Below are 20,016 nucleotides of genomic sequence, written 5' to 3'. Positions count from 1 at the left end.
ACGGTTGGATGCCGACGACTGCCGTCTCTCGATTCGACGGCTCGGCATACCGTCAAGGCGTGCTTGTCAGGAACAAGCCGAAGCGCCAAACGAGCGTGCGAGCCGCGCCGCGAGATATCAGCCGCCGGGAAGATAGCAGCAGCGCCACCGAGTACGTGTGAAGTTTTTCCATTTTTTGCTGAGATGAAACGCCGCCCTTCTGTCGGGTCTGGCCAATTTCATTCAGGGTGATGGCCGCTGCATTCGAAGCGGATTCAGCGTCGCCTAGCTTTTCTGGTCGATCCTCGCCCAGTCAGCACTGATTTGCTTGCTTTTCCACTCCGTCATCGCCCCGCTCATGACGGCCCGTTTTTTCCCCCGCCGCGTGGCAGCGGCGCCACGTCCTCGGTTCTATCCGGAAGTCGCACCCGCAGCGTTCCCGGCGCGTGACGGGCCGCGACCGGACACCGCTGCATCAACCAGCGCATGCAGAGCTCGGGTGGCGTCTATGTGTGGAACTGCGCGCGCGGCACGCAGGTGAACCTGGGGTCGACGGTCTGCTGATCTTCAACACCGTGCCGTCGCAGGTCGACGCGGCGCTGGCCCGGGTAGGCATCACGCTGCTGCCCGAGGATGAACTGGCCCCCCCATCTGTCGGATAGAAGCTTGGTGCGCGTGCTGGAGGACCGGTGCCCGCTGTCCGCGGGCTATCGCCTGTACGACCTCACCCGCCGGCAGCCCTCACCAGCGTTCAGTCTGGTGGTCAATGCGGCCCCGTCCAGCAAACCTTCCACAACTGGCGTTGGGGGCGGATGTGGTCGTGCGCCGGAACTGCCGCGGAAGCAGACCGCCCAAGGCGCCATGAGGCCGGCGCTCCTTGTATTCGAGAGGCCCACGGGCACCTTGCGACACCTCAACACGGCTTCAAGGTGAAACGGCTGGGTACTGACAGCTGTCTAGTCGGTCAGCAAAAAGAAAAGCCCCGCCTCCGAAGAGGCGGGGCTTGTCACGTACAGGGATCTTCAGCAGCCGAGATTGCCGCCGGGCGACACACCAATGATCTGCGTGAAGCTGTTGTAGAAGTTGATGCGCGTCTGCACCTGGTCGGGCCGCCCGCCGTTGCATTCAAGGGCGCCGTTGATCGCGCGGATGGTCATGCCGAAGCCGTGGCCGTTGACGATCGCGGCATGAGGTGTCATGCCGGCCGAGCCGGTGCCCGTCATCCAGTACCAGATCGCGGTCTTCCACGCGATCGTCGCGTCGGTGGCGACGAGGTCCGGGTTGGCCCACAGGTTGATGCCGAGCGCGTCGCCGGCGGCCTTGTAGTTGTAGTTCCAGCTCAGCTGGATCGGGCCGCGACCGTAGTACTGCTGGCCGGGCGCGCAGGTGTTGCCCCAGTCGGTGCTGCAGTAATGCGGCCAGTTGGCCTGGTTGTACTCGCGGGTCGCGCGCAGCCGATCGGACTCGTGCGCAATGTTCGCGAGGAAGGCCGCGGCTTCCTGCTTGCGCTGCGTGTCGTTGCCGGTGTTGGCGAACGCCGGGTAGGCCGACAGCGCGTTGACCAGGCCACTGTAGGTGTAGAACGGGTTGCGGCCGGGGAACATCGAGTTGAACTGGGCCTCGCTGACGATGAACGAGCCGCCACCACCTGGGTTGCCGCCACCATCGCCGCCACCATCGCCCCCGCCACTGCCGTCGCAGGAGGTGGGCTGCCAGTACCACGTGCTGATCGTCGGATCGGTGTAGTCGCTGCCGTTGGCGCCGACGTTGACCACCTTGTAGTAGTTGCCGTTGGTGTAGCGCACGACGTCGCCGAGGCGGTAGGTCGAGCCCTGCTGCCAGGTCACCGCGTTGCAGGTGCCGCCACTGCCACCCCCGGTGCTGCCGCCGCCGCCGTTGCTGCTGCAGGTGGTCGGCTGCCAGTACCAGGTGCTGATCGTCGGGTCGGTGTAGTCGCTGCCGTTGGCACCGACATTGACCACCTTGTAGTAGTTGCCGTTGCTGTGGCGCACGACGTCGCCGAGGCGGTACGTCGCACCGTGCTGCCAGGTTTGGGCGGTGCAGGACTGGGCATGGCCGAGCACGGGCGCCGCCAGGACGGCGAGGCAGGCCATCCAACGTTTTGCGTGGATCTTCAAGGGGTTCCTCTCTGCATTCGTTGCTGCGTCGACGGTGGACCCGCAAGGCGGGGGATAGGCCGCTATTAGAAAGGTCTTTCGCAGAAGTGAGTCACCGCTTGTCGGCGCTTGCGAACCGGCTATCGAAATGGAGTCGTTCGACTCCGACGGCATGACGTCCAGCCGCTCGCTGACCTCCTCGTCCATGCCCACCAACGGCCGCCGCCGGCCGGCCGTGGGGCAGTTCGTGTCCTGGGGCTTGTGGGGGCGTTCAACGCGGCGGCGGAAGTGCTCCGCTCAGGGCAGCCGGCGCAGGCGTTCTTGTCACGCGTGCCCGGCAGCACGCCAACCCCGTTCAAGAGCCAGCGCTACAGCGCCTTCAGCAGACTCTCAAGTGCCTCTGCCTCCGGCGGCTTCACGAGGTGGTGATCGAATCCGGCTTCGGCGGTGCGTCGCCGGTCTTGCTGCTGACCCCAGCCGGTCAGTGCCGCCAGCACGATGCCCTCCAATCCCGGCTGCTGACGCAGACGGCGCGCGACTTCGTACCCGTCCATGCCGGGCATGCCGATGTCGAGGAACACCATGTGGGGATGGTAGGCGGTGGCGAGTGCCAAAGCAGAAGGCCCGTCGTGAGCGACTCTCACGTCATGCCCTTGCAAGCGCAACAGCATGGCAAGGCTCAGCGCTGCATCGCCGTTGTCGTCCACCACCAGCAGGCGATGGCCCGAACAGGTGGCCGCTTCTTCGGGAACGGCCTGCCCCTCCAAGGTGTCCGCTCCGGCATCGGGCAGCTGCTGCACCATGAGGGGCAAGCGCACCACGAACTCGGAGCCCCTTCGAAGTCCTGCACTGTGGGCCTCGATGGAGCCGCCGTGCATCTGCACCAGGTTTTTTGCCAAGGTCAACCCGATGCCCAGCCCGCCCTGCGCTTTTGTAGAGGTATGGTCCACCTGGACGAAGAGTTCAAAGATGTGGGGCAGCATCTCGGCTGAGATACCGATGCCGTCGTCGCGCACCCGCAAGGCCACCAGACCGCCCTCTCGGGCCGCAGACAGCCGGATGTGCCCGTTCGGTTCCGTGTACTTGGCGGAGTTCGTCAACAAGTTGGACAGCACCTGTGTGAGCCGGACACCATCGGCATCGACGAGCAGCGATTCGTGCGGAAGCGACAGTTCGAGACAGTGCCTGTGTGTCTCGATGAGCGGTTGGACGGTCTCGATCGCACGGGCGATGACGCTGGCCAGTTCCACCGGCTCCTTGCGAAGCTCGATCCTTCCGCGCATGACGCGGGACACGTCCATGAGGTCGTCGACGAGGCGCACCAGATGGTGCACCTGGCGTTCCATCATGGCCTTGGACTGCTGCTGCGACACCGCATCGACCCCCGGCCTCTTCAGGATCTCCAGCGAGTTGCGTATCGGTGCGAGCGGGTTGCGCAGCTCGTGGGCGAGCGTCGCAAGGAATTCGTCCTTGCGACGATCGGCGTCGCGCAGTGCCTCCTCCAGGAGCTTGCGCTCGGTGATATCGACCAGCACGCCAGGCATGCGGACGGCACGGCCGGCCGCGTCGCATTCGGCCCGGCCACGGGCGGTGACCCAGCGCACCGATCCGTCCTCCTGCAGGATGCGGTAGTCCGCTTCATAGGGCTCACCGGTCGCGATGGCACGGTCGAGCGCGGCCATGATCCGGGGGACGTCATCTGGGTGGACAGACTGTAGATACCGGCCCAGCACGGCCCCGTTGCCGTCGGTTGGCGGCAGGTTGAAGAGCTGCGAGAGTTTGCTGTCGGCAAAGAGCAGGTTGTGGGGGATATCCCATGTCCAGGTCGCGATCGCACCCGCCTCAAGCGCGGCTTCCAAGCGAGCGCGCGCGTCGGCCAACGCGGCCTCGGCAAGCGTGCGCTCGGTGATGTCTCGCGTGAAACAGCGCGTGTGAATGAACCGGCCGTCCTTCCACAGCACGCTGGAGTCGATCAGCACATGCTTGACGGTGCCGTCCTTGCACCGCAAGCGCGCCGGGTACTCGGTCAACCTCACACCGGCATTGAGCTTGGCGAGGATGTCGCAAATGACGTCGTCGTCCGCATGGAAGTCGGCGACAGGGTGGCCGACGTACTCTTCCTTGCTGTAGCCGAGCATCTCCAACTCGGCGCGGTTGACCCTCAAGACCTTGCCGTCGGGTCCGACCCAGTGGAGCCCGACCGTGGCGTTCTCGAAGAACTCGGCCAGTTCCGCCTCACTGCGCCGCAGTTCGTCCTCGGCGGACTTCCGCTCTATGAACTGGCCGATGCTGCCCGCAGCGGTTGCCATCATCTCCAGGAGATCGGGGTCCGGCTCCCGGCTGCGCTGCATGAAGAACTCAACCACCCCCAGCGTGCGCTCACCGATGACGACGGGGCACGCGAAGGCACAACGCAAACCGTCCTGCGCGGCGACGGCATGCCGCGGAAAGTTGTCGTCCTGCGCCAGCTCTGAAATCCACACCGGCTGCTGGGTCGACCACACGCGCCCCGGCAACCCTTCGCCGCTTGCAAACCCCCGGCTGCAGCTTTCCGACACAAAGGCCGCCAAAGGCAATCCGGGGCGGTGCCAGTAGGCCCCGCATTCGAGGCGGTCCGTCCGGTCGTTGGCAAACCAGAAGAACCCGGCGTCCCAAGCAAGGCTCTCGCAAACCGCTTGCAGGACGCTGGCAGCCGCTTCTTGTACCGTCGACGACTGGTTCAAGGCCTGGGTGATGGCCAGGCGGGCATTGCGGTGCTGTTCCGCCCGACGCTGCTCGGTGGCGTCGCGGAAGACCATCACGACGCCGATGATGTCGCCGGCTGAATTTCGGATCGGCGCGGCTGAGTCGTCTACGGGGCGCTCGCTGTCGTCTCTTGCGATCAGCACGGCGCTCGTGGCCATGCCAACGACAGCACCTTCTCGTCGCACCTTGTCGACGCGGCTTTCGGCGGGGCGCCGGGTCGACTCGTCCACAAGGCGGAACACCGCCTCCAGGGGCTTGCCTTCGGCCTCGTCCCGCGTCCAACCGGTCAGCCCCTCGGCGACATTGTTCAGGAACGTGACCCGGCCTTCGATATCCGTGGCGATGACAGCGTCGCCGATGCTCGCCAGCGTCACGCGCAGCCATTCGCGTTGCTCGTCGACCTGATCCTCGGCTTGGCGGCGTTGCACGACGATGGCGGTCTGGTTGGCGCCGACGCCGAGCAGCAATCTGTCGCGTTCGGTTGGAAAATCGGCACTGCGTGAGCACGCCACGAGCGCGCCGTGGTCCGCCCCGACACCGAAGCGGATGACCGCCACGCGGAGTGTGCCGAGTCCGAAGGGGTCGGCTATCGTTTGCGGCGGGTCGTCACGACTGTCGTCGAGCAGGGTGGCGAGCGACGCTTTCGCCGCTGCTGCGCGTCGAGGATCTTGGCTGGGCCTGCTGCGAAGGACTTCGACCAACCCCGTCCGCGAGCGCTCGCGCAATCGCACATAAACGAGATCGAGCGACAGGGTGTTCAGCAGGACTTCGCTCAAGCTGCTGGCGATGTCCTTGCCGCCAAGTCCGCTCCAGACGGCAGGCAAGGTCGAGAGCGCGACAAGATCCCGCATGGTCCGCCGAAGCCGGCGGTTCTCTTCCCGCGCGATGCTGGAGGGATCGCTGGAAAGGCCTTCTGCGACTTCGGCACGCTCCACACTCATTCAGCTGCTCGGTCTGACGCTCGCTCTGCGAGTTCCTTCAGCATCTCGTCGGGCGGAACGTAAAAGGGGTTCTCTTGGAGGATGCCCCCGATGATGACCATCGGATGCGTTCGCATGATGTCCATGACGACGCTGGCATCGAAGCGAGAGAGGTCGTAGGTGCAAACAACGGGGTCATGGTACTCCGGCAACACCTGGTTCAGCCGAGTTTCGTACTCGACGATGTCATGTACTCCGGGCAGGTCCTCGAGGGCCCATTCCATGTTGGCGACGAGGCGCGTCAGCTTGCCCGGCGGTTTCTTGTCGGGGTCCAGCGCGTCCTTGATCGTCTGGATCATCCGGTACTGGTCGAAGTGATCGTCCTTGATGTAGGCCTCGTCCCAGCGGCGCACCTCCAACTGGCCCCGGCTCTCGGCGTCGACCACATCGATGCCTTCCCTCGCCAGCCGCTGCAGGTGGTCATTCCGACGCTTTGCGTCCACCACGTGAAAGGCCCGGTCGCCGTTCTCAAACCCTTCTTTGATGAAAGGCATGAGCACTCGGTACTCCTCTTCCTTGGAATGGAAAAAGGCGCAGACGTGACAAGAGCGGCTCAAAACCGACCCGGCAAGTCGAGGTTCCTTCGAATTGAGCATGCGGGCCTCCTATGTGAAATGCAATGCGGTTTTTGATTGTAGAGAACTGGGTTGCATGCGCTGCGGGTGCGGTGTAAATGACGGCCGCCGGCGTGCTCACGCTGCGCTCGACGGCCGTTGACCCCAAACCCCTCATACCGCCGCAGATTTCAACAATGGAATTGTCTGCTTGACGGCGATGCTGACGAGACCACGTTTTTGCAATTGGAGGCTGCATGAGTCAAGGAGTGATGGCCGCCACGCTCGTCGCGTTGGTGGGGCTTGCCGGTTGTTCGTCGGTGCAAGTGGTTCGCATCGGTCATGCCGCGCCACTGACCGGACAGCTGCAGTTCAAGCGCCGCTTCGTCGAGCGCTTCAACACCGGGCATGGCGATGTCTTGGCGCCCTGCCGGTCCATACCTCTACTGCAGGTCGCCAGCGTCGGCCATGGCGCTCGCGCGGCGGCCGCCAGCGTGTCTACCTCCTCACTGGCGACATCTGCGCTCTCTGTCGAAAATCCTGGTTCTATCGCTGGCGCCTCCGATATCTCTTTCATTCATCGTCGTGGCGAACACCGTTTGTCGGAACAACGAGGACAAGGCGGCCTGTCCTGCTCATGATCAGCCGATGGAACGTCAGGCCGCTCACTCCAAGGTTCAAGCATGATTCGGTACGGTCCGCCCGAGAGGGTCTACGTAGAGAATGATTGGTACGACGGCCCCCGCGAAGGCATTGCGGACATCAATGGAGTACCTCATCGCTTCAAATCGCTCTTCGATGATGACGAAGGCCGTTACCTCGACACGTTCTTGGTCTGGCCCGTTGACAAGCAGGTACTCGAACTTGAAATCGAGCAGTGGGGCATCTTCGTGGAATGGAATGTCTTGTACCGGTCCGGCAAGGCAGCCACCGAGACCCACCCCGGACACGGTGGCCGCAATGCGAGATGGGATGAGCTCGAAGCGCTTCTCGATCAAAGTCGGACCGCGGTGCCCGTGCAGGCCAAACGCGCAGTAGCGCAGTTGGTTGCCATCCATCGGGAGATGCAATATGGACCGTCCGGACCTTCTTATATGTTGAGCTGGAAGCTCCTTGACTGAATCTGCGCGATCCCAGCGGGCTAACCTTGTTCGTCAACGCGTTGGCTCGGGGCGACCCATATCTTCAGGTTGCATGCCATTCATCGAAATCCGCAGCCGATAGCACTCGCCAGTGCCTGGGAGGTCCTGCACGGTGAACCCTCTGCGCTCCAGGACACGTCGCAGCTTGAGGTTCGGCCTTGCGCAGTGAACCGCATGGACGCGCCACTCGATGAACGAAAGACCTTCTCGTAGGGCGTATTGACGAGCCAACGACGCAAGGCTCGGCAATGCACCTTCGCCTCCGCCATCAACATGTGCGAGTTCCATCACGAGCGTGTCGGCAGCGACCTTGAACCTGCCAAGCAGATTTGCGGTGCCGGCCTTGAACACGAGGGGCTCATCGCGGAGAACGATTGCTTCGAGTTCATCGTTGGGCAGTTCGAGAATCTCATCGACCGTGTACCCCTCGAGCAGGACCTGTGACACTATGACTCCCGAGATCCGATGTCCAGCACCAACCGGACCACATCGATCTGCATCGACGTGCCACGAGGGGGAGGGCCTGGCGGGACCTTCATGTTTGTGAACGATTGGACGGCGATGCTAGCCCCTGCGAGGGTGGAGCCGGTTCGATCGAAAGCGCCAACGTATATGGACTGCCAGGGCCTCCCTGGTTCGGCGAGGGTCCTGAGAGGTACCCAATGGCGCTTGCGAGCACTGCAAGGGCCTGTCGTCTCCTCGAGCGGCGCAAGGCCCCCACCTGCCTCGGCAGCATCGAAGACCCCCTTCGCCGGGAAGCGACCGAGCGTCAGGAGCCGATCGACGGTCCAACCGATTGACCGCCCGATCGTTTGAACGCAGACGTGAGTCCGGATCGCCTTGCCGTGTGCTGTCCGTTCGATGCAGTGCTTACGTCTCATGGTGCTGTGGACGCCTTGATCGTTCGGCGCGAGCGTACCGCGACGACAGCCTTGTATTCGGTCGGCGCGACCGGCCTGCTGAGCATCGGCCGTGGCTCCAGCGATAGCAAACGGATCTCGTACGCGCCAGCCCGGGCGGCGTGCTTCCAGCCCTGTTCACCGCCGCTCCACGGCAACACCACCACTTGCGGTTTGATGTTCTCCCCGGTGAGCCAGAAGAAGGCCCTTGCTTCACCGGCCACAGCGCACTGGACGTCGGAAGGGCAGCGAGTGTCGTGATAGCCGACAAACTTCAGCTGGAAGGCGCCTGGAGCCGGTGGTGCAGCTTCTTGGAAGCCCATGGACAGTTCGCGGGGCTCGCCGATGGTCGGCGAGGACTGGGCGAATGTCAAAGACGGAAGTAGCGCAGCGGTAAGAACGCCCAGAAGGGCAGAGGTTGGGACTTTCATGAGGTCGACCGTGAATGAGAAGACCGGCAGCGTAACGTGCCGCGGGGCTCATAGCATGCCACCGTCAAGCGGCTCACGCTGCAACTGGCGCGACCCCGGACTCTGGCGCGATCGAAACGGTCTTCTCTGTCTCGGCTCACCGAAGCGTGATGCCACGCTCTCTATCAAGCTGAAGGAGGTCTCCAACGGGCAGCGCTGTTTGACGAGAAGGTTGCGGGGACGTGAAGCGTCAGCTAAACCAACACCACACGTCACACCCGGCACGTTGGACATTCAAGCATCAGATCCGCCACGGCACTGACTTCAGTTGTTCCCAAACCCAGCACGCCGATGCTGCTCGGCTTGGGCAGCTCGCTACTCGCGCCAATGAAGGCAGTTCGACTACACCGCCCCCCAAGCACGCCACCCCTCACCAATCCGGGGTTCGAAGGTGTCGCCGTCGCGATCCCGGAGTCCTTGTATACCGCCTTGTATACCGACAGGGAAGGCTGCCAATGGTTTAACGCACGTGTCTCTCCACATTACATTGTCTGGGTGACGCTTCGCCTTGAACTCATGGCGCCCGCTCTGGAAGGTAGAAATGCGAAGGGACAGACGCAGAACAAGCGGAGAACCGGCCCGCGGTCAACGCTGCCGAGCCCCAACGAACGACAACAACTCGTAGGTGTTGCGCCCCGCTCGTTTCGCGGCGTACAGGGCCTCGTCGGCCTTATTGACCAAGTCGGCCGGCGTGACGTCGTCGCCATCCACGACTGCCACGCCAACGCTCGACGTGACGGCCAGACGGTGAGAATCGAGCAGGAACGGCCCGCGCAGGGCCAAACCGATCTTGCGTGCCACCAGCGCGGCTTCGGAAGCGGCGCCGAGATTCTCGAGAATGATCACGAACTCGTCGCCCGCCAGCCGGGCGACCGTGTCGGTCGATCGCACACAGCGCAACACCCGGGCCGCGAACTCCTTCAAGACCTCGTCGCCGACGCCATGCCCGAGGCGGTCGTTGATCTCCTTGAAGTGATCGACGTCCATGAACATCAAGGCCATCGGCCGGCATGTCCGGCCGCTGCGGGCAAGGGCTGCCTCCACGCGCTCCTCGAAAGCCCGCCGGTTCGGCAGTCCGGTGAGCGTGTCGATCCGGGCCAGGGCCTGCAGTTGCGCCTCGACTTGCTTGCTGCCCGTCACGTCGGTGGTCAGCGCGTACACGCCCCTCACCCGCCCGTCGGCACTGAGGTCGGGCACATAGACATTGTGCATGTGCCGCTCCACGCCCCCGGCCGACGACACGCCTTCGAACTCGACGCGCTCGCCGCGCAGTGCAGCAAGAAGGCCCGGCCGGCATTGCTCGTACAAACCGCGGCTGATGACCTGCTCCAGCGGCTTGCCAATGACCTCGGCCGCCGCGCGTCCCGTCCAAGCGTGAAACGTGGCGTTGACGTACTTCACTCGCGTCTGATCGTCCATATAGGAAATGAGCACCGGCACGTTGTCCGCGATCGCCCACACCCGGTTTTCGCTTTCGCGCAGCTGCCGCTCCGCGCGCTTGCGCTCGGTGATGTCGTGCAGGAAGGCGTTGACGACGTAGGCCTCGCCGTCATGGAGGGCAGCGACGGACAACTCGACCGGGATCTCCCGGCCGTCGCGGTGCAGGACGGGCATTTCGATACGCCGATTGACGGCCGGTCCGTGCCCGGTCAGCGTGACACGTTGCAGAGCGCTGGCATACGAGCCATGCAGCGCAGGCGGAATCAGGAATTCCGCCGCGTTGCGCCCCAGCACCTCATCCCGGCTCCGGCCGAAGGTGGCCTCGGCCTGCTGGTTCCACTCGATGACGTCGCCGGCCGCATTGATGCTGACGAAGGCGTCGGGTGCATGCGTCAGGATGCTGCGCAGGCGGGCCTCGCTTTGCTGCAGCGCCGCTTCGACCGCCCGCTGTTCGGTGATGTCCTCCATCGTGCCGACAAAACCCGCCACGTCGCCGCCGATTCGGACCGGCGCCGCATAGACCGAGACCACCACAGCCCGGCCGTCGCCGGACCGGTGCAGCCGCTGTACCCGCCGGTGGCCGGCGGCCGACTGGACCGAATCGTTCCAGGACTGCACCGCTTCGCGCGCGTCTGCCGGGTCCAGCAGGCGCTGCCACTCGCCGGCAGCGGCCTGTGTGCCGGTCAAACCCGTGATGCGCAGGTAGCTGTCGTTGACGTACAGGATGCGCCCTTGCGCATCACACCGGAAGATCCCCAGCGGGGAGGCATCGTTCACCGCTTCCAGTTCCGCACGCCGCGACTGCAGTTCCTGCATCAGGGCCACGAAGTCGCGAGCGACGTCGCCGATCTCGTCGTCCTCGGCGACCGGGGCGTCGAGCGGCAAGGCCGCGCCCTGTCGCAGCGCACCGATGGCACGCTGCAAACGCCCCAGCGGGCGCAGCAGCCAGAACGTCGCGGCCCAGACCAGCACGGCGAAACCCGCGGCGAGCAACACCGTGTCCCGCAGGAGCCGCTCCTGCGCCACCGTCAGAGGGGCCAGCACCTCGGCCTGCGGCAGCACCGCGCGCAGTTCCCAGTTCACCGTCCGCAAATAGCGGCGCGTCACGATCGCGGCCGGCCCTTGACGACCCGCTGGGTCGTCGTCCCGCATCAGGTCCTCCGGCATCAACGGCTGCAGGACCTTGGACGGGTCGGGGTGGGCCACATAGACCGGCGCGGCACCGCGGGTCACCACGACAAAATGGCCGGAGTTGCCGATCGGGGTGTCTCTCAAGGCCCCGAGTGTGTTGGGATGGTTCAGATCCAGCGCACCGATCAGAACGCCGCGGGCGCGGGCGTCCGCGCCGAGGATGGGCGCGGCCATCAGCACCATGGGCTTGCCGCTGAGGCGGCTGCGCAAAGGCGGCGAGATGTTCGGCTCACCAACGTCCAACGCGATGCGGAAATACTCCCGGTCGCTCAGGTTCGTCCCGATGGCCTGCGGATTGGACGGCAAGGTCCCCACCACGCGGCCGCCGGGCTCCACCAGGGTCAGGCCGAAGAACAGCGCCCGCGCGGGCGCCAAGGACGTCAACGCGGCCTGGGACACCGGCGGGTCGTTCAGGTCGAGGCGCCCCAGTTCCTGGGCCGACTGCTGCAGCACCTGCAGTTGGAGCTCGATCTTCTCGGCCAGCGCGTCGGCCGTCGCTGCGGTCAGCCACGCCTGCTCGCGTTCGATCAGCGCCAGGTAGTCCTCGCCCATGCGCATGCGCTGCAGGCCAGCCACCAGCGCGACCAGCACAACGGCCAGGAGCGTGGTGGCGCAGGCGATCTTGAACTTGAGCGAAAAGCGCATGACGGACAAATCGGACGAACCCGTCAGAGTACCGCGCGTCGATTCTCCCATTCCCCGGAAATAGCCGGGAGCGGCCTGGCATCTGTGCCGAGCGCCGGTGGCGCGCGCTGACAGGTCTGGCCTGCCGCTCGGTGCCGCAGGTGGCTACCACAGCCGGTCGGCCCCTGATTTCACATCGGAAATATCGCCAATGGACAACATCTCATAGACTCTCGGTCATGTGGCGTGTTGTACGGTCCGTTTTGTTGTGGGTGCTTGCCGTCGCGCTGCCGTTCCAGGGAGCGGTGGCGGCGACCATGATCGCCTGCGGGCCGCAGCACCACGGCACGGCGCTTGTTTTCTCTCAGGCAACCGCCGCTGACCCTCATGACGCCGCCGACGGCCACGTCGAGCACGGCCACAGCCAGCAGCACCTGCATGGGCCTACCGCAGACACCCGTGCCGCCCCAGACGCCCCTCAACTCGCCTCGGCCGACGCCCACCCGGATGCCGATCCACATCAGGCGACCGCGTCGAAGTGCAGCGTTTGCGCCTTCTGCTGCGCCCCCGCCGCCTTGCCGGTATCTGCCACCGCCATCGATCCGCCGCCCGCGGTCGACAGCCTACATCCGACCTCTGAGTCGCACGCTGTGGTCTTCATGACCGACGGCCCTGAGCGGCCACCCCGAACCTTCCTCGCCTGACACCGCCGTGGTGCGCCTCGGTGGACGCCTTGCCGCGTCCTGAGGCGGCGCCATAGACGACTTCGCTGGCGTCGAGGCGCGCTTCGTGCGCGCCCGCCGCCTCACGTCTCGCGAGGATCTCATGTCCCTCTGGAAATCCGCCTGCCTGGCCGGCATGCTCGGCGCGGCCCTGCCGGCCGCGCACGCCCAACCCTCCGCCGCCCCGACGCGCCCCGCAGCTTCGGCGCCCGCCACGCAGCCGGGCGGCGCCACCTATCGCTCCGCGTTCGAGGGCTACCGCCGTTATGCCGATGAACAGGTGGTGCCCTGGAAAGAGGCCAACGACCACGTCGGTCGCATCGGCGGCTGGCGGACCTACGCCGCAGAGGCGGTGGGCGAGCAGGCCGGTGGCGGGCATGCGGGCCACGGCGGCGCGCCGCCCTCGTCCGGCCCCACGCCGCCGCGCGCCGGCACCGCGAACGCCGAGAAGCCCTTGGGTCAGACCGAGATGACCCGCCCGCCGAAGACGGCACCGAAGCCGTCCCCAGCGCCGGCCGCATCGCGGCCCGAGGCACCCACCGGCCCTGCGCAACATCATTGAGGAGTCCCGCATGACCTTCAGGGCTGCACCACGCCCTCGGCTCACCGCCCTGGCCGCGGTGACCGCGGCGCTGCTGCTCGCCGGCTGCGCCAGCACGGCGATCGACCAGAATTTCCAGGGCGTCCAGCGCCTGACCCAGGACCGTCTCGGCGCGGAGGTGAAGTGGCTCAGCAGCGACGAGGCCCGCCGCCAGGCGCAGGCCGACGTCGATGCGACGCTCGCCCAGCCGCTCACGGCCGACGCTGCGGTACGGCTGGCACTCGCGCACAGCCCGGCGCTGCAGGCGGCGCTGTTCGAAGGCGCTGCCGCCTCGGCCGGCGCGACCCAGTCCGCCCGGCTGCCCAACCCGATCTTCACCTTCGAGCGCCTGGTACGGCGAGAAGGTGGGGAGACCGAGCTCGACATCGGTCGCATGCTCGGCATCTCGGTGTTCGACTTCCTGCTGCTGCCCGCGCGGCAGCGCAGGGCGGATTTTCAGCAGCAGCAAATTCAGCTGCGGCTGGCCAGCGACGTGGTGCAGTCGGCCATCGCCGCGCGGCAGAACTGGGTCCGGGCCGTGGCCGCGCAGCAGTCGCTGCAGTACTTCGAGCAGGTCAAGCAGACGGCCGATGCCAGTGCCGAACTGGCCCGCAGGATGCAGTCGGTGGGCAATTTCAACCGGCTGCAACGCGCCCGTGAACAAGCGTTCGCGGCCGATGCCGTCGCGCAGCTGGCCCGTGCACGACACGTAGCGCAAAGCAGCCGCGAAGCGCTGGTGCGCTCGCTCGGGCTGAATGAGGCACAGGCGCGGCGTTTGACGCTGCCCGACCGGCTGCCCGACCTGCCGAAGTTGCCGAAGCAGGAAGCCGACATCGCACAGCAGGCGCTCGACCAGCGGCTCGATGTCCGCCTCGCGCGCGCCGACCTGGAGTTCACGGCACGCGACCAGGGGCTCAGCCGGGTGACGAGTTTCGTCAACGGTTTGCACGTCGCCGCCGTGCGCAACAGCGAGACCGGCGAGCCGCCCCAAAAGGGCTACGAGCTGGAGCTGCCGCTGCCGATGTTCGACTTCGGCGACGCCAGCCGTGCACGCTCGCAGGCGACTTACATGGCCGCACTGAACCGCACAGCCCAGATCGGCGTGGAAGCCAGTTCACAGGTGCGCGAGCACTACGCCGCCTACCGCACCACTTACGACGTGGCCAAGCACTACCTGGAAGAGGTGGTGCCGCTGCGCAAGACGATCGCCGACGAAAACCTGCTTCGCTACAACGGCATGCTGATCGGCGTGTTCGAACTGCTCGCCGACGCCCGTGAGCAAGTCGGCAGCGTCGTACAGGCGATCGAAGCGCTACGCGATTTCTGGCTGGCCGACGCCGCCTTGCAGGCGGCCCTCATCGGCACACCCACCGGCGCCGTGTCGATGCAGGCGGCCCCTGCGGCCTCCGGCGGCGGCGCCGATGGCGGCCATTGACCCCCTAGACGGAGTACCTCCCATGACAACCAGTCGACGCCGCTTCCTGACCGGTACCGCTGCAGCGGGTGCCGCGGTCGCGGCCTCCACGGTGAGCAAGGTCGCGATGGCGGCCTTGCCCGAACCGGTCCTCCAGACCAGTCCGCTGACCGCACCGCCGCTGCGGCCCGACACCGGGCGGCCCTACAACCCCATGGTCACGCTCAACGGCTGGAGCCTGCCCTGGCGCATGAACAACGGCGTCAAGGAGTTCCACCTGGTGGCCGAGCCGGTGGTGCGCGAGTTTGCGCCCGGCATGAAGGCCCACCTGTGGGGCTACAACGGCACCTCGCCCGGCCCCACCATCGAAGCGGTGGAAGGCGACCGGGTGCGCATCTTCGTGACCAACCGCCTGCCCGAGCACACCACCGTCCATTGGCACGGCCTGCGCCTGCCCAACGGCATGGACGGCGTCGGCGGCCTCACGCAGCCGCACATCCCGCCGGGCAAGACCTACGTCTACGAGTTCGTCGTGCGCCGCAGCGGGACCTTCAAATACCACCCGCACGCCGACGAGATGGTCCAAATGGCGATGGGCATGTACGGGATGTTCATCGCACACCCGAAGGATCCGAAGTTCATGGCGGTCGACCGCGACTATGGCTTCATCATCACCGCGTTCGACATCGAGCCGGGGAGCTTCACGCCGCGCGTGAGCGAGATGACCGACTTCAACCTGTGGACCTTCAACTCGCGGGTCTTCCCCGGCATTGACTCGATGGTGGCGCGACTGGGCGAACGGGTGCGCATCCGCATCGGCAACCTGACGATGACCAACCACCCGATCCACTTGCACGGCTACGAGTTCGTCGTGACCGGCACCGACGGCGGCTGGACGCGCGAGAGCGCGCGCTGGAACGAGGTGACGACCGACGTGGCGGTCGGCCAGATGCGGGCGGTGGAGTTCCTCGCCGACGAGCCGGGCGACTGGGCCTTCCACTGCCACAAGAGCCACCACACGATGAACGCGATGGGCCACGACCTGCCGACGATGATCGGGGTGGACCACACGGGGATCGCCAAGCAGGTCCAAAAGCTGATCCCCGACTACATGGTGATGGGCGAGCGCGGCATGGCGGACATGGCCGAGATGGAGATGCCCATCCCCGACAACACGCTGCCGATGATGACCGGCCAAGGCCCGTTCGGCCCGGTTGAAATGGGCGGCATGTTCACGGTGATGAAGGTGCGCGCGAACCAGAAGCGAGGCGACTTTAAAGACCCGGGCTGGTACCAGCACCCGCCGGGCGAGGTGGCCTACGAGTTCACCGGCAGGCTGCCCGAGCCCGCCCGGTCCTTCACGGCCGGGGGCCAGTCGATGGCACTGGCGCGCAAGCCGGCCCAGCACGTCGAGATGCGCGTGCGCAAACCCAACGGCCGAGGCGGCGGCCACGGGCACTGACACCCGCCCTGCGTCCGATCCAGCCCAACCAACGGCGGCACCCACACGTACCCGTCGTACCTCCGCTCAACCAGGAAGGAGCATTTCCATGAACAACAAGTCTCTGCTTGCCCTGCTGGCCGCCGTCTCGCTGATGGCCAGCACCGCGGCGTTCTCCGTGCAACCGGCCGCCAGCAGCGGTCACACCCATGCCACCACGGCTTCGACGACAACAGCCGACCTGGTCGAGGGCGAGGTTCGCAAGGTCGACACGGCGAACAAGAAGCTCACCTTGAAGCACGGCGAGATCAAGAACCTGTCGATGCCGGGCATGACGATGGTCTTCCAGGTGAAGGACCCGTCGTTGTTGGACAAGGTCAAGGTCGGCGACAAGGTGCGTTTCGCGGCTGAAAAGTCCAACAGCGCCTTCGTGGTCACGGAGCTGCAGCTGGTTCAGTGACGCCGGCGCTTCACGGTCTGGTTCGGGTGGCCGCTCTGTCTGCACCTTGCCCCCGTGGGAAGGTCAAGCGTCGCCTCAGCTCCCGACCGCGGTTAGGGTTTTTCCGGTGGGCCACTGGACTTTGCCATGGTGGGAAGCTTCAAAGTTCAGTCACCGGATACCCCGGACCGCTGATGAAGGAAGCCGTGATGATTGAATTTGAAGTGAACGACATGACCTGTGGCCACTGTGTGAGCACGATCACCAAGGCGGTCAAGCAGACCGCCCGGGATGCGGTGGTCGCGGTCGACCTCGGCAACAAGCGCGTGCAGATCGAGTCGAAGACCGCCGACGAGGCCGAGTTCAAGGCGGCCATCGAAGAGGCCGGCTACACGCCGGTCCAGGCTCCCGCAAGCGCCGGGGCGCCGCGCAAGTCCGGCGGGGGCTGCTGCGGCAGTTGCCACTGAGCTTGATGGATTGATCGAGGTCAAGGGCGCGGAAAAGTCTTCCAGCAGCATGGTGGCATGAATGCCGCTACGACTGCCTTTTCGAGCCGCGCCCGGCCCTGAAGGCCGCCGCCGGCTCTTCCCCTTGGGTTGGCCGCGCTCGCCCAGCACATGGCTTTCTGGTCACGGAGAAGAAGAATGGACCAACACCAACACCGACACGATCACCCTCAACACCCCGTCCACCCTTTGCCAGCCGCGCCCGGCGGCGCCGTGGTCTACACCTGCCCGATGCATCCTGAGGTGCGGCAGCACCGGCCCGGCAACTGCCCCAAGTGCGGCATGACGCTGGAGCCGTTGATCCCGGAGGCGACGGCGGACGACGACAACTCGGAGCGGCGGGACTTCTCCCGGCGCTTCTGGTGGACGCTGCCGCTGACCGCGGTGGTCACGGTCCTGGCGATGGCCGGGCACCGGCTGGGCTGGATCGATCCGCTCAAGCAGAGCTGGCTGGAGCTGGTGCTCTCGCTGCCGATCGTCCTGTGGGCCGGCTGGCCATTCTTCGCGCGCTGCGCGCAGTCGTTCCGGCATCGCAGCCCGAACATGTGGACGTTGATCGGCATCGGCACGGGAGCTGCCTTCATCTACAGCGTCGTCGCCACCGTCGCGCCGCAGCTGTTCCCGGCCAGCTTCATGGCCCACGGGCGCATCGGCGTGTACTTCGAGGCAGCCGCGGTCATCGTCTCGCTGACCCTGCTGGGGCAGATGCTGGAGCTGCGGGCGCGCTCGCAGACCTCCGCGGCGATCAAGTCGCTACTCGGCCTGGCGCCCAAGACCGCCCGGCGGATCGAGCCGGACGGCACCGAAGCGGACGTGCCGCTCACCCACGTCCATGTCGGCGATCGCCTGCGCATCCGCCCCGGCGAGAAGGTGCCGGTCGACGGTGTCGTGCTCGAAGGCACGAGCGCCATCGACGAGGCCATGCTGACCGGCGAGCCCGTTCCGGTGACCAAGCGGCCCGGCGACACGGTCATCGGCGCCACCCTCAACACCTCCGGCTCGCTCGTGATGCGTTCGGAGCGGGTCGGGTCGCAGACCATGCTGTCCCAGATTGTGCAGATGGTCGCGCAGGCCCAGCGCTCGAAGGCGCCGATGCAGCGCATGGCCGACCAGGTTGCCGGCTGGTTCGTGCTGGTGGTCATCGGCATCGCCCTGATCTCGCTCTTCGCCTGGGGTTTCCTCGCCGGCGAGCAGGGCTGGCAGTACGGCCTGATCAACGCGGTGTCGGTGCTGATCATCGCCTGCCCGTGCGCCCTGGGTCTTGCCACGCCGATGTCCATCATGGTGGCCACCGGCAAGGCGGCGACCCAGGGCATCCTGTTCCGTGACGCCTCAGCGATCGAGCACTTCCGGCGCGTCGACACGATGATCGTCGACAAGACGGGCACGCTGACCGAGGGCAAGCCGGCGTTCGACCGTGCGGTCCCGGCACCAGGACACTCCGAGGATGCGGTGCTGCGCCTGGCGGCGAGCCTGGACCAGGGCAGCGAGCACCCGCTGGCGCAAGCGATCGTTGACGCGGCACGTGCGCGCAAGCTCGTGCTGACCACGGCAGTCGACTTCGAGTCGTCCACCGGCATCGGTGTGCACGGCCGGGTCGAGGGACAGCGGGTGGCGCTCGGCAACACGGCACTGATGGAACAGGACGGTGTGGACGTCTCGTCGCTGCGCGGGGCCGCTGAAGAGATGCGCCTGCGCGGCAGCAGTGTCATGTTCCTGGCCCGCGAAGGCTACCTGCTCGGCATCCTGGCCGTCTCCGACCCGATCAAACAGAGCACCCCAGAGGCGGTCCAGAGCCTGCACCAGGCCGGGATGCGCGTGGTGATGGCCACCGGCGACGGCCTGACCACCGCCCGGTCGGTCGCCCAGCTGCTCGGCATCGACGAGGTGCACGGCGAGGTCAAGCCCGCCGACAAGCTGGCGCTCGTCGACCGCTTTCAGCGCCAGGGACGTGTGGTCGGGATGGCAGGCGATGGCATCAACGACGCGCCGGCCCTGGCCAAGGCCGATGTGGGCGTGGCGATGGGCACGGGCACGGACGTGGCGATGAACAGCGCCCAGGTCACCCTGGTCAAGGGCGACCTGCGCGGCATTGCGCGCGCCCGGGCGATCTCGCAAGGCACCGTGGCCAACATGCGGCAGAACTTGGTGTTCGCGTTCCTGTACAACGCCCTGGGCGTGCCGCTCGCCGCGGGCTTGCTCTATCCCCTGACCGGCTGGCTGTTGTCGCCGATGATCGCCGCGTTGGCGATGAGCCTCTCGTCGCTCAGCGTGGTGGCCAACGCACTGCGCTTGCGGGCGGAGGAGTAGCCGGGCCCCGTCCTCGATAGAGGCCCATGCTGCACCGCCCCGGCCCGCCGCAGGTGAGGTTTCATGGTGCAGGGAGGTGAGGCAATCGCTTCACATCGTCCCTAATGTGGCCTCCATCGTTATGATTGCAATCTCCTGCAGTACCTGCCTCTGACGAGCGACGCGAAGGGCTTGTGGGAACGCCAGGGCACGCTCAAGCACCTGGCCGAGGACGTCGGGCTCACGCACGAGGCGCTCTACCGGGCGCTGGCCTCGCTGGAACGTAAGGAATACATCCACCGAAGCGGGGCAGAGGTGCGACTGTGTCAGCGATAGCGGGTCGCCCGTTCGGCGCACAGCCGGCCTCCGGAGAGGACAAGTCGGCTCCCCGGGACGGGCAAAGGAATTTCTCCACGCAGGCACTTGACTCTCCCATGGTGGGAAGCTTGAAACTTCCTGCAAGCCGGAGATGTCCCGGCAGCGA

At 66.0% G+C, this 20,016-nt stretch carries 18 protein-coding genes; 10 read left to right on the top strand and 8 right to left on the bottom strand.

Annotated elements, in window-relative coordinates; genetic code table 11:
* The first annotated feature begins 491 nt into the window (after positions 1–491).
* Positions 492–641 carry a hypothetical protein gene (locus AAW51_RS31480; RefSeq protein WP_470273304.1) on the top strand — a complete coding sequence of 50 codons (150 nt, stop codon included), beginning with the start codon at positions 492–494 and terminating at the stop codon, positions 639–641.
* 360 nt (positions 642–1,001) lie between these two features.
* On the opposite strand, the gene AAW51_RS02250 is transcribed toward AAW51_RS31480, so the two are convergent.
* The 3 genes from AAW51_RS02250 to AAW51_RS02240 all read right to left on the bottom strand — a co-directional run bounded on the left by AAW51_RS02250 (position 1,002) and on the right by AAW51_RS02240 (position 6,417).
* Positions 1,002–2,117, bottom strand: coding sequence for a glycoside hydrolase family 19 protein (locus tag AAW51_RS02250; protein ID WP_238947737.1), 1,116 nt, complete (start codon positions 2,115–2,117; stop codon positions 1,002–1,004).
* Between the two features lie 347 nt (positions 2,118–2,464).
* On the bottom strand, positions 2,465–5,782 hold the full coding sequence (locus AAW51_RS27765) for a PAS domain S-box protein (protein ID WP_053013265.1): 3,318 nt from the start codon (positions 5,780–5,782) through the stop codon (positions 2,465–2,467).
* The gene (locus tag AAW51_RS02240; RefSeq protein ID WP_047193317.1) at positions 5,779–6,417 is read right to left on the bottom strand and encodes an MEDS domain-containing protein; all 639 of its coding nucleotides are present in this window, start codon (positions 6,415–6,417) and stop codon (positions 5,779–5,781) included. Before AAW51_RS02240 ends, AAW51_RS27765 begins: the two co-directional genes overlap by 4 nt.
* A 230-nt stretch (positions 6,418–6,647) precedes the next feature.
* Here AAW51_RS02240 and AAW51_RS29670 point away from each other — a divergent pair, with 230 nt between their 5' ends.
* Together AAW51_RS29670 and AAW51_RS02235 are read left to right on the top strand one after the other, a co-directional pair.
* The gene (locus AAW51_RS29670) at positions 6,648–7,016 is read left to right on the top strand and encodes a hypothetical protein (RefSeq protein ID WP_157359578.1); all 369 of its coding nucleotides are present in this window, start codon (positions 6,648–6,650) and stop codon (positions 7,014–7,016) included.
* 42 nt (positions 7,017–7,058) lie between these two features.
* A complete protein-coding gene (locus AAW51_RS02235) occupies positions 7,059–7,496 on the top strand; it encodes a hypothetical protein (RefSeq protein ID WP_053013264.1) in 438 nt (145 codons plus the stop codon).
* A gap of 33 nt (positions 7,497–7,529) precedes the next feature.
* On the opposite strand, the gene AAW51_RS28850 is transcribed toward AAW51_RS02235, so the two are convergent.
* The 5 genes from AAW51_RS28850 to AAW51_RS29660 all read right to left on the bottom strand — a co-directional run bounded on the left by AAW51_RS28850 (position 7,530) and on the right by AAW51_RS29660 (position 12,802).
* Positions 7,530–7,964: a hypothetical protein gene (locus AAW51_RS28850; protein ID WP_083438011.1), complete on the bottom strand. Its 435-nt coding sequence runs from the start codon at positions 7,962–7,964 to the stop codon at positions 7,530–7,532.
* Positions 7,965–8,394: 430 nt separating this feature from the next.
* Positions 8,395–8,847: a hypothetical protein gene (locus AAW51_RS02225; RefSeq protein ID WP_157359577.1), complete on the bottom strand. Its 453-nt coding sequence runs from the start codon at positions 8,845–8,847 to the stop codon at positions 8,395–8,397.
* A gap of 624 nt (positions 8,848–9,471) precedes the next feature.
* Complete coding sequence (locus tag AAW51_RS02220) at positions 9,472–12,162, bottom strand: PAS domain S-box protein (RefSeq protein ID WP_047193314.1); 2,691 nt, start codon at positions 12,160–12,162, stop codon at positions 9,472–9,474.
* Positions 12,163–12,332: 170 nt separating this feature from the next.
* Positions 12,333–12,581: a hypothetical protein gene (locus AAW51_RS29665; RefSeq protein ID WP_157359575.1), complete on the bottom strand. Its 249-nt coding sequence runs from the start codon at positions 12,579–12,581 to the stop codon at positions 12,333–12,335.
* Between the two features lie 80 nt (positions 12,582–12,661).
* Positions 12,662–12,802, bottom strand: a complete 141-nt coding sequence (locus AAW51_RS29660; protein WP_157359574.1) for a hypothetical protein — start codon at positions 12,800–12,802, stop codon at positions 12,662–12,664.
* A 164-nt stretch (positions 12,803–12,966) separates the two neighbouring features.
* On the opposite strand from AAW51_RS29660, the gene AAW51_RS27760 reads away from it, so the two are divergent.
* The 7 genes from AAW51_RS27760 to AAW51_RS29655 all read left to right on the top strand — a co-directional run bounded on the left by AAW51_RS27760 (position 12,967) and on the right by AAW51_RS29655 (position 19,868).
* Entirely contained in the window at positions 12,967–13,425 is a 459-nt protein-coding gene (locus tag AAW51_RS27760; RefSeq protein ID WP_157359573.1) for a hypothetical protein, read from the top strand.
* 10 nt (positions 13,426–13,435) lie between these two features.
* Positions 13,436–14,878, top strand: a complete 1,443-nt coding sequence (locus AAW51_RS02205; RefSeq protein WP_047193312.1) for a TolC family protein — start codon at positions 13,436–13,438, stop codon at positions 14,876–14,878.
* A gap of 22 nt (positions 14,879–14,900) precedes the next feature.
* Positions 14,901–16,319: a multicopper oxidase family protein gene (locus tag AAW51_RS02200; RefSeq protein ID WP_047193311.1), complete on the top strand. Its 1,419-nt coding sequence runs from the start codon at positions 14,901–14,903 to the stop codon at positions 16,317–16,319.
* An 88-nt stretch (positions 16,320–16,407) separates the two neighbouring features.
* Entirely contained in the window at positions 16,408–16,758 is a 351-nt protein-coding gene (locus AAW51_RS02195; RefSeq protein ID WP_047193310.1) for a copper-binding protein, read from the top strand.
* A 188-nt stretch (positions 16,759–16,946) separates the two neighbouring features.
* On the top strand, positions 16,947–17,204 hold the full coding sequence (locus AAW51_RS02190) for a heavy-metal-associated domain-containing protein (RefSeq protein WP_047197295.1): 258 nt from the start codon (positions 16,947–16,949) through the stop codon (positions 17,202–17,204).
* 177 nt (positions 17,205–17,381) lie between these two features.
* Positions 17,382–19,553, top strand: a complete 2,172-nt coding sequence (locus AAW51_RS02185) for a copper-transporting P-type ATPase (protein WP_047193309.1) — start codon at positions 17,382–17,384, stop codon at positions 19,551–19,553.
* 171 nt (positions 19,554–19,724) lie between these two features.
* Positions 19,725–19,868: a hypothetical protein gene (locus AAW51_RS29655; protein ID WP_157359571.1), complete on the top strand. Its 144-nt coding sequence runs from the start codon at positions 19,725–19,727 to the stop codon at positions 19,866–19,868.
* Positions 19,869–20,016 lie beyond the last annotated feature (148 nt).

Origin of the sequence: Caldimonas brevitalea, from assembly GCF_001017435.1 — a bacterium.
GTDB classification, from domain to species: Bacteria; Pseudomonadota; Gammaproteobacteria; order Burkholderiales; family Burkholderiaceae_C; genus Caldimonas; species Caldimonas brevitalea.
This window is presented reverse-complemented; position numbering and strand designations above follow the sequence as displayed.

Coding starts and splice junctions, on each gene's coding strand:
- AAW51_RS02220 (WP_047193314.1), bottom strand. CDS start 12,162: ATGCGCTTTTCGCTCAAGTTCAAGATCGCCTGCGCCACCACGCTCCTG.
- AAW51_RS02235 (WP_053013264.1), top strand. CDS start 7,059: ATGATTCGGTACGGTCCGCCCGAGAGGGTCTACGTAGAGAATGATTGG.
- AAW51_RS27765 (WP_053013265.1), bottom strand. CDS start 5,782: ATGAGTGTGGAGCGTGCCGAAGTCGCAGAAGGCCTTTCCAGCGATCCC.
- AAW51_RS29660 (WP_157359574.1), bottom strand. CDS start 12,802: ATGAAGACCACAGCGTGCGACTCAGAGGTCGGATGTAGGCTGTCGACC.
- AAW51_RS02190 (WP_047197295.1), top strand. CDS start 16,947: ATGATTGAATTTGAAGTGAACGACATGACCTGTGGCCACTGTGTGAGC.
- AAW51_RS02200 (WP_047193311.1), top strand. CDS start 14,901: ATGACAACCAGTCGACGCCGCTTCCTGACCGGTACCGCTGCAGCGGGT.
- AAW51_RS02185 (WP_047193309.1), top strand. CDS start 17,382: ATGGACCAACACCAACACCGACACGATCACCCTCAACACCCCGTCCAC.
- AAW51_RS02240 (WP_047193317.1), bottom strand. CDS start 6,417: ATGCTCAATTCGAAGGAACCTCGACTTGCCGGGTCGGTTTTGAGCCGC.
- AAW51_RS02195 (WP_047193310.1), top strand. CDS start 16,408: ATGAACAACAAGTCTCTGCTTGCCCTGCTGGCCGCCGTCTCGCTGATG.
- AAW51_RS02225 (WP_157359577.1), bottom strand. CDS start 8,847: ATGAAAGTCCCAACCTCTGCCCTTCTGGGCGTTCTTACCGCTGCGCTA.
- AAW51_RS27760 (WP_157359573.1), top strand. CDS start 12,967: ATGTCCCTCTGGAAATCCGCCTGCCTGGCCGGCATGCTCGGCGCGGCC.
- AAW51_RS29670 (WP_157359578.1), top strand. CDS start 6,648: ATGGCCGCCACGCTCGTCGCGTTGGTGGGGCTTGCCGGTTGTTCGTCG.
- AAW51_RS02205 (WP_047193312.1), top strand. CDS start 13,436: ATGACCTTCAGGGCTGCACCACGCCCTCGGCTCACCGCCCTGGCCGCG.
- AAW51_RS29665 (WP_157359575.1), bottom strand. CDS start 12,581: ATGCAGGTGCTGCTGGCTGTGGCCGTGCTCGACGTGGCCGTCGGCGGC.